The 13,616-nt window shown below is 64.9% G+C and carries 5 protein-coding genes and 1 tRNA gene; 3 read left to right on the top strand and 3 right to left on the bottom strand.

The window, feature by feature from the left end; genetic code table 11:
- The first annotated feature begins 54 nt into the window (after positions 1 to 54).
- Both FH608_RS43525 and FH608_RS43520 read left to right on the top strand, forming a co-directional pair.
- A complete protein-coding gene (locus FH608_RS43525; RefSeq protein WP_139636908.1) occupies positions 55 to 1,209 on the top strand; it encodes an acyl-CoA dehydrogenase family protein in 1,155 nt (384 codons plus the stop codon).
- A 49-nt stretch (positions 1,210 to 1,258) separates the two neighbouring features.
- Positions 1,259 to 1,334: transfer RNA gene (locus FH608_RS43520), tRNA-Lys, on the top strand.
- Positions 1,335 to 1,894: 560 nt separating this feature from the next.
- On the opposite strand, the gene FH608_RS43515 is transcribed toward FH608_RS43520, so the two are convergent.
- Complete coding sequence (locus tag FH608_RS43515) at positions 1,895 to 2,836, bottom strand: helix-turn-helix domain-containing protein (RefSeq protein WP_226900435.1); 942 nt, start codon at positions 2,834 to 2,836, stop codon at positions 1,895 to 1,897.
- Positions 2,837 to 2,916: 80 nt separating this feature from the next.
- On the opposite strand from FH608_RS43515, the gene FH608_RS43510 reads away from it, so the two are divergent.
- The gene (locus FH608_RS43510; protein WP_139636906.1) at positions 2,917 to 3,648 is read left to right on the top strand and encodes an IS630 family transposase; all 732 of its coding nucleotides are present in this window, start codon (positions 2,917 to 2,919) and stop codon (positions 3,646 to 3,648) included.
- Positions 3,649 to 3,880: 232 nt separating this feature from the next.
- Here FH608_RS43510 and FH608_RS43505 read toward each other — a convergent pair whose 3' ends face one another.
- Both FH608_RS43505 and FH608_RS43500 read right to left on the bottom strand, forming a co-directional pair.
- Positions 3,881 to 4,525: a hypothetical protein gene (locus FH608_RS43505; protein ID WP_139636904.1), complete on the bottom strand. Its 645-nt coding sequence runs from the start codon at positions 4,523 to 4,525 to the stop codon at positions 3,881 to 3,883.
- On the bottom strand, positions 4,510 to 12,987 hold the full coding sequence (locus FH608_RS43500; RefSeq protein ID WP_193318955.1) for a DNRLRE domain-containing protein: 8,478 nt from the start codon (positions 12,985 to 12,987) through the stop codon (positions 4,510 to 4,512). Before FH608_RS43500 ends, FH608_RS43505 begins: the two co-directional genes overlap by 16 nt.
- Positions 12,988 to 13,616: the final 629 nt, after the last annotated feature.

Here is a 13,616-nt window from a genome sequence, read left to right as displayed (position 1 = left end):
AGGATTCCCCCTGGTAGAACCCTGGTAGCCCCCTATGTGAGGAAGGGACCCGCGATGGACGACCTGCTTCGCCTGGACGAGCGACTCAACGCCGACCAGCGCCTGATCCGCGACACGGTCAGATCGTTCGTCTCCGACCGCGTCCTCCCGCACGTCGGCGACTGGTTCGAGCAGGCCGTCTTCCCCGCGCGCGAGCTCGCGCCCGAGCTCGGCTCGCTCGGGGTGCTCGGGATGCACCTGCAGGGGTACGGCTGCGCCGGGACGGACGCGACGTCGTACGGGGTCGCGTGCCGCGAACTGGAGGCCGGCGACTCCGGCGTGCGCTCCTTCGTCTCCGTGCAGGGCTCGCTGGCCATGTTCCCCATCTGGCGGTACGGCTCGGACGAGCAGAAGGACGAGTGGCTGCCCCGCATGACCGCCGGGACGGCGATCGGCTGCTTCGGCCTGACCGAGCCCGACCACGGCTCCGACCCGGCCAACATGCGGACCTACGCCAAGAAGGACGGATCCGACTGGATCCTCAACGGCTCCAAGATGTGGATCACCAACGGCTCCATCGCCGACGTGGCCGTGGTGTGGGCGCAGACCGACGAGGGCATCCGCGGCTTCGTCGTACCGACCTCCACCCCCGGCTTCTCCGCCCCCGAGATCCACAAGAAGCTCTCCCTGAGGGCCTCGGTCACCTCGTCCCTCTACTTCGACGACGTCCGCCTGCCCGCCTCCGCCGTGCTCCCCGGCGTCACCGGCCTGCGCGGCCCCCTCTCCTGCCTCTCCGAAGCCCGCTTCGGCATCATCTGGGGCGCCGTGGGCGCCGCCCGCGCCTGCCTGGAGGCCGCCGTCGAGTACGCCAAGACCCGTGTCCAGTTCGACAAGCCGATCGGCGCGTTCCAGCTGACGCAGGAGAAACTCGCCTGGATGTACGTCGGCACCGCCCAGGCCGGGCTCACCGCCCTCCATCTGGGCACTCTCAAGGACGCGGGGCAGCTGGAGCCCCGGCAGATCAGCTTCGGCAAGCTGGCCAACGTACGCGCCGCCCTCGACATCGCCCGCCAGGCCCGCTCCATCCTCGGCGGCAACGGCATCACGCTGGAGTACCCTGTGATCAGGCACATGAACAACCTGGAGTCGGTGCTGACGTACGAGGGGACGCAAGAGGTCCACACGCTGGTGCTCGGGGAGGCGCTGACGGGGCTGGCCGCGTACCGGTGATGTGGACGTCGCGGACAGGGCGGTAATCTCTGTACCCTTGCTGTTGCGAGGGGCGTTAGCTCAATTGGCAGAGCTGCGGACTTTTAATCCGTAGGTTCCGGGTTCGAGCCCCGGGCGCCCTACCACTCCACACCCTATCTGACCTGGGCTTTCTCGGTTTCGAGGTGCCTTGCGCGAGGCCGAGACGCGCGGATGGTTGCTCGGCGGCTGCTCGCGGGCACGGATCGGGCACATGCGACCCGGACCGATAGATCGTTCAGGCGCCCAACGCCTGGAACGACCACTCGGAAGGCCAAGAGAAGACCAAGGAAGAAGATTGCACCCGGCCCGGCGCATCCCACTTTGGCAAACAGCGCAACGCGCTGGCCAAGGAGCCAGGCTTCTCTCTGTGGCCTACCCGGTCGTCATCAAGCGGCGGCGCGGCGGGAGGGACGCCGGGCCCTGTGGTGAGTCGCAGGGCAAATGTTGATCAAGGCACGTCATCAGGGGCGCTGTCCTGCGGGATCCGAGGGTTCCTTGGCTCCACCGTGGCTCCGTTCTGATCTCCTCACTGGAACGGACCCCGTATGTTCCCTCGTATCGCCTTGGCGGTCACCGCTCTTACCTGTACCGCTACAAATTCATTGCATAGGGCTTGAGCTGGGCGTTCTCCGGAGCAGCTACGCGGCTCGATGGTACTCGTTGATCAATCCGTCGAGCACCTTTCGGCGTTCGATCCGGCCTTCCAGCGGTACGAGGGTCCGCTTGTCGTGATCGGGTGGCCGCTGCGTGCGGGATTGGTGCGGCCGGTGACCGTTGTAGTGATCGACGTACTCCCCGGCACCAAGCACAGGTGCCGTTCGCCGTAGATCAGCATGCGGTCGGTGCATTCGGCCCGTACGGTGCGCACCCACCGCTCGGCGTAGCAGTTGGCCCGCGGTGTGCGCGGCGGGATCTTCAGCACCGTCCCGCCCACGCCGGCGAAGACCGCGTCGAAGACAGCGGTGAATTCGGTATCCCGGTCGCGGATGAGGAAGCGGAAGGAGCTGACCCGGTCGCCGAGGTCCATGAGTAGGTTGCGGGCCTGCTGGGCCGTCCAGGCGCCGGTCGGGTGGGCGGTCACGCCGAGGATATGCACGCGCCGGGTGGCGACTTCCACCACGAACAGCACGTACAGACGCTTCAGAGAAATCATGTCGATGTGGAAGAAGTCGACAGCTAACAGCCCTTTCGCCTGGGTGCGCAGGAACGTTCGCCAGGAGGTGTCGGCGTCTCGGGGCGCCGGACCGATGCGCCGGCCCCGCAGGATCCGCCGCACGGTCGCTTCGCTTACGCGGTAGCCGAGCCCGACCAGCTCGCCGTGCACCCGGCGATATCCCCAGGCCGGGTTCTCCCGCGCCAGGCTCAGCACCAGGGCCCGAATCTCCATGCTCATACTCGGGCGGCCGGACCGGCTCGGATACGTCCACCGGCGTCGAATCAGACGCCGATGCCAGGCCAGCAAGTGCCCCGGCGTCACCAGCCGCCGAGCCCGTAACCCGGGCGGCAGGAGTCGTGCCAGCGCGGATAGGAGCGCTCGATCGGCCCAGTCCGGCTTCGGCCGGATGACCTGACGCCGTAACACCGCCACCTCATGTCGCAGCACCATGATCTCGGCGTCCTTGGCCGCCTCGCTCCGCCCAGCAACACCAGCCAGCCGAATACCCGGACCATGAGTAGGTAAAGGAGATGGAGGGACACGAGAACCGATCTTGCCCATACCACCGCATCAGGTCGATCCACAGGTCAAGCACCCTGCGACGACTTTTGAAGCGGTACAAGGTACCGGCCCGGCGCGCCCTGGAACGCGACGAACAGGCCATCTCCGCCTGGAAGGCCGGGGTGTTGGCCGGCCGTAAAGCCACCGCGGCGGACCTGGGCGTCTACATCTGCTTCGAAGACGAGGCAGGCCAGGGGCTGAGGCCGCCGAAAGCACGTACCTGGGCGCCGCGGGGCGCCCGCCCGGTGATAACCGTGCGGGGCAGACGGACCGGCCGGGTCAACATCGCCGGCGTCGTGGCCTACCCGCCCGGCCAGCGAGCACGCCTGCTGTACAAGCTGCTCGTCTACCACGGGCGCAAGGGCAAGCCCAAAAGCTTCGCCTGGAGCGACTACCGCGATCTGATCGTGGCCACTCACCTGCTGCTCGACGCTCCCCTTGTCTGGTGCTGGGACAACCTCAACGTGCACCTGGTGGCCGAGCTGACCGCCTTCGCCGAGGAGCACGCCGAATGGCTGCGCATCTACCGACTGCCCGCCTATGCTCCCGAGCTGAACCCGGCCGAGGGCATCTGGTCGCTGCTCAAACGGGCTATGGGCAACTTCGTCGTCGCCGACCTGACCGGGCTCGTCCGGATCATCAAGCGCAAGCTCAAGAAGATCCAGTACCGGCCACACCTGATCGACGGCTGCCTCGCCTAGGCCGGACTCACCATCGAACACCCCTTGAACACATGACCGGCTCTACGAATTCAACTTGTGTAAGGGGCTAAGTAGGCCGCATCACCCCCCTTTAGAGATTTGGAACTGAACGGTAGTTCCCTGCACGACAGCCCGGGCTTGAATCGTATTGGAGCCCACTCGCTTTTCGTGACCTCACCACAAACCATGCGTGGGTGTCGCCGTCCGTACCGTGAGGACGGCGACACCGCCTTCAACGACTGTCCGCAGAACGATACGCTCTGACGTTGCCGAGGAAGCGGGCTGCATGGATTTGCATGTTCCCGCCTTCTCGCACTTCTGCCTCCAGCGGATACAGGGCCCGTGCCAGGCTGCCCGCATCTCCTCGGAGAAGGTGCACGATGGCGCTCCGCTTGGCCTTTTCCAGCTCTGGCATGGTGCTGTTCGTGATGCAGTTCGCCATGGCGGTCGGATCCACGCAGCTTTCCATGTAGGGAATGCCGTATGTGGAGATGGCTGCGACCATGTCATCCAGTACTGTGAACAGCTCTTCGGCGGTACACCGCCATACCACGATCTCCGCCGCCGGCATGAGATAGCCGAGTGGCTCGGCGAAGGTCGCCTGCAGCTGCTTCGCGTCGTGCTCTGAGGATTCCGTGAAGGCGGCTAGTAGTTTCTCGACCCGGCCGTGCCGTATCCCCACGGTAGGGGTGATACCGAGGGCATCAGCGTAGTAGCCGGTCGAGAAGCCGATTCCGAGCCAGCCGTTGACATCCTCCCCCAACTCCTTCGTATAGATGGGCCCCGAGCGTTTCTTGAACCCGAGCCCGGTCAGTCGCTCCTTGCAGCCCGCGAGCACTGCCTTTTGCAGAGAGCCGGCGGTCACCGCATCCTCCACATCGTGATGACCAGCATCGACGGATCATACCACCCGCGCATACCGGCCGCTGTGGCTTGAGGACCGAAAGCGATTCCCCCGGACCACGATATGAGATCGTCGAGGCGCTTCTGACTGGATTTGTAGTAGTTTTTTGGTCCTGCCTTCGACTCATGCAGGTAGTAGAGTCCGTTCTTCTGGCTCACGATGTCGTACTTCCGGAACGACCCTTTGCCACTGAGCCCCGGAACTCGCATATGAACCTCGTAGCCGAGAATTTTGTGACCGTTGGCCTGCAGCTTGGCGGTGAGTCGCTGTACGCCCGTTTTTCCTATCAGGTTGGGCGCCGTACCACCCTTCTTCGGAATGCGGCCCCCGGGTATCGGTAGGCCGCCAACTGCCGTCGCCCACAGGAGTTCGTCTCCGAGGCTGGTGGGATTTCCGCACCAACTCTCGTGGGCTGCGCAGACTCGCCGCCCAAGTTCCATGACAAGGATGTCGGGAACGAGGCCCTGTTCAGCCTTGCATCCGATGGAATAGGGGTCATTGTTCCCGCAGCCCGCGAACAGGTCCTCCGACCCTTGAAAGTCGTTGAACGCATCCACCAGCGCCTGTTCGAGCGCCTTCCGGGAAGGCGCCGTGATGGTGGTCTTGCCCAACTGCGTGGAGGTCGGCCCGTCCTTGGGCAGATTGACATTGGTGTTACGCGGCTTGGTACCCGCAGGATCGCATTCCTTACCGTAGTTCCCCGCGCATTGCGAGCCGTCGTACTTCGGATTGTGCCACGGGCGTGGTTCATGGCCGTCGAGCTCCACCATCGTGATGGGATTGCCGCCAAGGAATGCGTAGCGGTTGGCGGTCCAGGGGTCGAGGCCGAGGGCGAGGTCGTCGAGGGCGCCGTTGTAGGTGTCGAGGTTGAGGAAGCGGTTGAGGCCGGGGTTGTAGTCGCGAAACCCCATGTCGTACATGCCGGTGGAGTTGTCCCACCGCTTGGCGTTGAAGCGGTAGGGGTTGTACTCCTCCTTGGCGGTGGGGTCGACGGGGTCGGGTTTGTCGACGCCGGTGAAGAGTTTGTCGTCGTTCTTGCCGTAGGCGGTGTAACCGTAAGTGGCTCGGGTGTCACCCGACTCCGAGGTGATCTGCTCGACGTCGGTGTGCGGGTTGTAGCCGTAATAGGACGACTCTTCCCGGTCTTCGTCGGTGACCTTCACCTGCGACAGGCGCTCACCCCACGGCGAGTACTGGAAGGACTTGACCAGTTTGCCGGCCACCTCTTCGTCCAGGACCTCTGCCGAGAGGCCGAGGTAGGAGTAGGTGGTGGTTTCGGCGCTGGTGGTGCCTTCCTTTTCGGTCTTGGTGGTGGTGCGGTCGAGGGGGTCGTAGGTGTAGGTGGTGACGGTGTTGGTGGTGCCGTCGGTGCCGAGTTTGTCGTGGCGGGTGACGTGGTCGAAGCCGTCGTAGGTGTACTTCTCCCAGGTCTTTCCGCCGCCCTGGATGGTGCGCAGCCGCCCGTACGGGTCGTAGGTGTAGGTCGACGTCTGGCCGCCGGTGACCGACGTCATCAGGCGGTTGCGGTCGTAGGTGAAGGTGGTCTGCTTGCCGAGGACCTCCTCCTCCCAGACGTTGCTGTTGGCGTCGTGGGAGTAGGTCTCGGTCTCCGCTGTCCCACCACCGACCGGGGTCTTGGTCACCTTGGCGATGCGGTCGCGGGGGTCGTAGGTGTAGGCGTAGTCGTGGTCGAGATAGGCGCTGGGGTTGTCGGCGTTCTGGATCTTGGCGTGGTCGCTGGCGCGTTGCAGGTTGCCCTGGTAGCCGATGGTGTGCTCGGCCACGACCACTGCGCTGTTGGGTTTGGTTTCCAGGCTGTGGCGCAGGACGCCGGACAGGAAGTAGTCATAGGTGACGGTGTTGCCGTTGGCCTTGGTCTCCGTCTCCCGTTCGCCCCGGCTGGTGTAGGTGTAGCTGGTGGTCTTCGGCGATGGGTCGGTGGCGTTCTTCTGGTTGACGACCTGCTCGACCAGGTCCCGCACGTCGTAGGCGTAGGTGGCGAGGGTCTTGTCGTGGGTGCGCTCGATGACGGCGCTGTTTTCGTTGTAGCGGTAGGTGGTGGTGTTCTTGACCGTCGGGTTGGTGTCGCCGACCTTTTCAAGAACCGTGTCGATCTGGTTGAGGTTGGTGTAGGAGATGTCCCACAGGTCGATCTTCGCGGTCGGGGAGTTGTCTTCGATGGTGGTGAGGTTGGCGTTGGCGTCGTAGGTGTAAGTGAAGTCCTTCTTCTCGTCGTCGGTCTCGCCGCTGTTGTCGCGGACCAGCTTGACCGCATCAGCGGCGACGGTGCCGTCAGCGTCGTCGGTGAGGGTGACGGAGTGGGTGGTGCCGGCGGTGAAGGCGTACGTGCCCAGCTCGACCCAGGTGCCGGGGTTCTGGGTCTGGTCGAGGGTGACGCTGGCCTCGCCGCCCTGGTGCTTGACGGTGTATTTGGCGTTGGTTGCCGTGGCGCCGGTCGGGTACTGGACCTGCACCGTGTAGGTGCCGTCGGTCGGGGTGGTCAGGTTCCAGGTGAACGATGACTGGCCGGTGCCAGCGGGGGCGGTGGCGTAGTCGTAGCCGACGAACCCGGTCGCCGCCTCTACCTGGGGGCCGACGATGTTCGACGCAGACGTGCCGCCCGTGCCGAGGGTCCAGGTGCCGGTGGTGGTGACCTGGCCGACATCGGAGTTGTCGTTCAAGACGACGTCGAGGCCGAGGGGGACGCCGTCGTCGGAGTGGGTCTTGAGCTTGCCGTCGGGATAGTACGACCACTCCAAAGCCCGCTGCGAGGAGCCGCCCGCGCTGGTGACGGTGCGGTTTTTCTGCAGGCCGAGGTCGTTGTAGTCGTAGGTGGTCTTGATGTCCCACGGGTCGGTGGTGGTCTTGGACCAGCCGTTGTCCCAGTAGGTCATCGTGGTGATGTTGCGGATGGTTTGCCCGTGCGAGGGCGGGTGGGAGATCTCCTTCAGCCGTGAGACGGCGTCGTAGGCGTAGTAGACGCTGTCGGGGGTGTTGTAGACCGGATCGGAGCGGTCGTAGGGGTAGATCTCCTCGATCGGCCGGTTGAGCTTGTCGTATCTGGTTTCGGCGACGAAGTCGACCAGGTCGCCGCCCCGTTCCACCCCCCGGGGGGTGATGGTCTTGGTCCGGTTGCCGACCTCGTCGTAGACGAACTGGGTGGTGACGTACTTGAGAGCATCGCCCGTCCCGGAGTGCGGCACCTTGGTCTCGATGACCTCCCCGCGCTCGTTGTAGACGGTGATCGCCCGGTTGCCGTCCTGGTCGGTCTGACCCACGACCAGCCCGTCCAGGTCGTAGTCGACGGAGGTCTGGAATCCGGCGGCGTCCTTGACGGTCTTGACCTGGTGGTTGAGGTCGTAGGTGTAGAACGCGGTGTAGTCGCCGGCGTCGGTGGTGGCGTTCTTGCGCGGGTCGATGACGTACTCGAGGTTGCCGACGTCGTTGTACTTGTAGGTGATCTTGTTCTGACTGTTGTTGTTGGCGACGTCGGGGGTGGTGACATGAATGAGCTGGTTGATCAGGTCGTAGTCGTAGGTGGTGGTGAAGTCGGCTGGGTTCGCGCCGGACAGGTTGCCCTTGGGCTCGGTCTGGGTGTGCAGGTTGCCGGCGTCATCCCAGGTGAAGCTGGCCTTACGTTCGTCCCCGTCCTCGGTGTCCTTGGGCAGGTACGAGTCGGTCAGTTGGTCGGCCTTGTCGTAGACCGCGGTGGCGACGGCACCGTTGGGGGCGGTGGTCTTGGTGACGTTGTCGTTGGCGTCGTAGACCGGCGCCGGGGTGACGATGAACTCCTTCTTGTCCTGGTCTTTGGGGACCTGAGACTCCAGCGGCCGCTTGAAAATGTCGTACGTTTGGGTGGTCTTCTTGTCCAGCGCGTCGGTGACCGACAGCACATTGCCACGCACGTCGTACTCAGTGGCAGTCACGTTGTTGTAGGCGTCGGTGATCTTCTGCGGGTAGCCGGTCGAGTGGTAGTCGTCGTAGGCGGTGGTGTTGCCTTTGGCGTCGACTGTCGTGGCCAGTTGGCCGAAGGGGCCGTAGGTGTAGGTGGTGGTGTAGTCGTCCGGGTCGTCGGTTAAGACGCCGAGCGGGTCGGTGACCGTCTTCAGGTTGCCGTTGCCGTCGTAGCCGAACTTCCACGTGTAATGCTCGGCACCATCGCCGGATCCTGGGGTGTTGCCGTTGGGGCTGGTCTTGGCGACCAGGTCGGCGACGTGGCCACCCAGGGCGGACACGTAGTCCAGCGTCGTGCCTGGGGTGCCGTTCTTGTTGGCCTCGGCATCGGTGATCGTCTTCGGGTAGCCGGTCAGCGGATCGTATTCCCACGTGGTGACCGCGTCGTCATCCGCGGGGACGTCATCCGCAGGGTTGGTGTCCCTGCCCTTCTCGATCAGCATGGTGACGTTGTGGTCGGCGTCCCACACCAGGTCGGTGACCTCGTCGTTGGCGTTCGTGATCAGAGTGGGGCGGCCGTAAGCGTCCAGCACGTACCGGGTCTGGTGCTGCAGCGGGTCGCTCACCGTGGCGTTGATGACCGCGCCCTGCGAACCGTCCGGGTCGACGTAGGCGAAGCCGGTGTCCTTACCCAGCCGGTCGGTCAGGGTCTGGACCTTCCACAGATTCTTCTCGTCTTCCGTCGCGTCGTAGTAGTCCAGCTCGGTGGCGTACTTCTCGGTGCCCTGCGGGGTTTCCGTGTGAGCGCGCGGGTCGATGACCTTGACAAGTTTGACGTTCTTGTTGCCCTGCGTGGCGTCATACTCGAAGCCGAATGTCTTCGCCTCATCGTCGCCCGCGCCGTCGATCATCCGGGCCATCAGGCCCTTGTCGGTATAGGCGAAGGTCACCTTCCGGCCGGCGATGTCAGTGATCGATTCGACGTTGTCGATGATGTGCGGGTTGGTCAGCTTGGTGTCATCGACCGGCTGCCAGGTCTCATCGTCGATGTAGGTGTAGTCCTGGCCCTTGGCGTAGTAGTCCAAGGTGAGCGTCTTACGCCCGGCGGCGTCGGTGATGAACTGCAGGAACTTGGTGGGCTTGTTGTTGGACTTGCGGCGTTCGTAGGTGAACGACATGGTGTTGCCGTTCTTGTCCACGATGGCCGACTGGAAGCCCTCCTCATCGAAGAAGAACTGGGTGCGGTCGGGCTTGGTGAACACCCATTGGCGGGCCGGATCACTCGAGTACCGGTCCGGCTGATCGGGGGACTCGGCGACACGCTGCAGGTACAGGTGCACACCACGGGGATTTTTGTAGTCGCAGGTGTTCGGCAGGCAGCTTTCGTTGCCGTGGTCGTCGAGTGTCCAGACGTGGGTGGTGCCATCCCCGTCGGTCAGCCGGATCTGACCCGGCCACCGCTGGCCGGGTGGCTGGAACTGCAGCTGCGAGCCCAGCTTGGCCAGCGTGCTCGTTTGCAGGGACCAGCCGTAGCCGAGCGAGGCGGCGCTGGTGTCCAGGCTGTTGTAGGTCATCCGGGCGAACGTCTGCGGCCCGCGGGAGGGGTTGGAAAACGCGTCGTAGTTCCACACCACGTTCCCGGCATACGGGTTGACCAGCGCGACCGTCCCGGCGCCGGTGTTCTTGCCGGTGTAGGCGTAGAACTTCTCCAAACCGAGCAGATCCGAGGTGGGGGAATCGATGCGGATCTGCTGGGGCAGTTGCGGCAGATGGTGGGTGGCCGACTTCCAGTTGTTGGTGGTGGTGTCTTGCACGTCCCACACCAGCTGGGCGCCTTCGGCCAGGTTCCCGACCGTGGCCGGGGCCTTGACCTGAGCGTCCACCGTGGTGGCGGTGCCCGGCTGAAGGTCGTAGGGCAGCAGCGTCTTGAGCTGGTCGGCGGCGGTGGAGATGTCGGTGCCGTCCGGCAGCATCCAGTGGTACGACAGCGCGGTGGTGGCAGCGGGCCAGGTCTCGGTGGTGGTGTTCTTGACCATCACCGTGACTTCGGTGGTGTCGTCGGTGTCCAACTGCTCGGGGGTGCCAGGCGCGTACAACCAGGCTGGGGCGCCGGTGTCGGTATAGGTCACCGACAGCTTCGGCCGCAGCAGTGGCTCGCCGGTTTCGGTGGCCAGGAACTGCGCCGACTGCTTGGCTGTGCCGGCTTCGTCGTCGACCTTGATCAGCAGGCCATGGTTGGCGCCGGGGGTGGCGGTCCAGGCCTTGGCGGCGTCGGTGACGTTCCACTGCCGCCAGCCAGTGGTGTCGCTCAGCTCGGAGATGGTCGCCAGTGCGGTGGAGGTGAAGTCACCGCCGGGGGTGGTCCACGGGCTGTTCCAGGTCGCCGCCTCGTCGAAGGACGTGGTCAGCTGGTGCGCGGTGAAGGAGGCGCCGCTGCCGGCGGCGGTGGCCTGCCACAGCGACAGCTTTGCGTCGGCGATCTGCGCCTCGGCCGGGATCTGCTCGGCGTAGTCGCCGAAGGCCACCACAGCGCGGCTGTTGCCCACAGCGGTGGCGGTGTTACCGACCTGCAGCCGTTTCTGACCGTTCACCTCATCGTGGCCGGTCGTGGGTTCGCCGGAGGCCAGCGTGGTATCAGCGCTGCCGTACAGGGTGCGGGTGACATAGCCCGGCTTGGGCAGGAACACCCGCACGTGCTGGGACGGCACGACCTCGCCGTTCTTCAGCACCGCCTCCACCCGGTAGTCGGCGCTGTGGGTGTAGTCCGGATCGGCCGCCTCACCCGGCGCGGCGCCGCTGCTGGTGTCTACATAAGAGGTGACCCCCGGCGGCAAGGTCACCACCAGATCATCCACACCACCGCCGGTGGTGTTGGAGGTGAGTTGGCACCCACTGGGGCAGGTCCGGCGTAGCCGGTACTCCGCCAGGTCATCGGAGGCGTCGTCCGGGGTCGGGTCGGCGTAGGCCGACCAGGACAGCGACGCACCCACCGACGTTGCCAGCGTCGGCTGCTCCAGTGTCACTGACGGCTTGCCGAACGTGACCAGCAGCCGCGGGTGTGTGGTCGGGTCGATGGTCAAGGGGTTGACCCCGGTGAAGTCGTCCATCGCCTGGTAGGCCACACCGCCCACCGGAGCGGTCTTGGCCTCGTTGACGGCCTTGACCAGGACGCCGCCCATCGGCGCCGTCGCGCTGGAGTACCAGGCGTTGACCATCGCGGTCACATCGAAGGAATGCCAGCGCGACAACTCACCGACGTTACGGGTCACCGTCGAGGCCGCCGTCGAGGCGAAGGAGGGCTGGTTGTTCCACGTCACGCCGAGCGGATCGTCGATCCAGGACTCATCGGTGATCTCATGCGCAGCGAGCGTGACCGCCGCGCTCTCCCCCAGGGCCTGGTCGAAGTAGAGCTCCAGCTCGGCCTGGTCGATACGGGTGCCAATCGGCAGTACATCCGCATCGGGGACACCGAAGTAGAGCAGCGCCCGGTTCAGCCCGGCCGAACTCTTGCCCACCGGCAGCTTCCACGAGTCGGCGAAATTGCTGTTGCTCGCGGCGTTGCTGACATAGGCGTCGTAGAGGCTGTTGGGCGCCACATCATTGATCTTGAGGGTCGGGTCGATCACCACCGGCCACTCACGCTCCGGCGCAGCCAGCCACGCCGCGTCCGGCTTCAGCGTGATCGTCGCCTCACCGCCCTGCCCCTGGGTCAGTTCCTGGGTGATGGCGCCGGTGCGCTTACCGTACGGCGAAGCTGCATCCGGCTGGGCGTCGAACATGAACGGGCGCGGGATGGTGAACGCCTTCTCGCCGTCCTTGCCGACGAAGGAGATGGACCCGTCCGCGTTCTGCGCCGCTTGCACGCCCCCGCCGGTCTTGACGGTGAAGGCGAACGAGGTGCCGGCCGCCGGCGGCTTGGACAACACCAAGTGTTCGGCCACCCCTGAGGCAGTCACCGTGTAGACCAGATCCGCGCCGTCCCACACTCCCGGATAGGTCACCGTCGAGCGGTCCACCTGCGGGCTGACCTGCCGCACGTCCCCGGCCACGCCGAAAGTGACCTGCCGCTTACCGACAGCGATCCGGGCCAGCTTGTCACTCGTGTTCCCGAAGCGGGACACGAACCCGGTCTTGTCATTGCCGTGGACGAACCCGTCGCCCTCGTCCGCACCGACCGTGGTGTCGATGGGCTGCCAGGCACCGGAGGAATCTTGGTAGTACACCGGCCGGGTGGAGATCTCCGCCTGCGAACGACCGTTGTCCAACTCGTACACGGTGCCGTACCGCCACCGCTTGCCGGTCAACTCCTTGACCCGCTTGCCCGGTGGCTGCTCTTGCGGACCGCCCGCAGGGCCGCCATCACGGCCGGGAAGAGTGATCTTCTGGGTGCTCGGGCGGATCTCACCCTTCGGCTCCTCAGCGAACCAGCCGGCCACCTGCGCGGCCACCCAACTCGAGACACGGGAGATCAGGTTCGGCTCACCCGGGATCGAGGTGGCTGTCTGCGCCGCGGCGGGCGGCACCGACGCGAGGGAGGCCACCAGGGCGAGCGTAGTGATCAGAACCACGGATCGGCGTAACCGAGTGTGACGCCGGGGTCGGGGCCGTTCGGCCGGGTTCGGTCGAGGGAGGGGTAAGTGCGACACGGGCTCACTCCACGACTCAGGCGACCCGAATGGGCCGCGCATAAGGCGGATCTAAAAGATCCAGAGAGCAAAACATCCGCATCACGCCACAAATCGGCATATTCGGTCAATACACACAGAAAGTGACCAATCCGAAGATTCGAACACACTGATGAATAGGTCGCCAGACAGCGCCCAAGCTGCATCGATCAACCCGAAGATGGGACTCCAGCCCAGCTTCAGCCAATGATTACAGAAAGTGAAAGCCCCAGGTCGCCGGGACCACCCGCTGGCGCACCTGACAGTCAATTCCCAGCAAACTCACAGCAAGCAACACAGTTCGTAAGATCCCTCACGACCACACCACTGACCTGCGGAAAGACTCATCCAACCGGCATACGGCAGCGAATCCTCGCCGAACGCTCTTGACCGCCGTCACCATCCATGTCTAGATCGAAAAGGTTTGCCGTTGCCCGCCCCCGCACCCCCGGAGCACACGACATGACCGCGACCCGAACACCCCCACGGTGACGACCCACCACCGT

This window comes from Nonomuraea phyllanthi (genome assembly GCF_006334985.2).
Taxonomy (GTDB): domain Bacteria; phylum Actinomycetota; class Actinomycetes; order Streptosporangiales; family Streptosporangiaceae; genus Nonomuraea; species Nonomuraea phyllanthi.
Note: the sequence above shows the minus strand (reverse complement) of the source record. Positions and strands in the feature narration are given on the sequence as shown.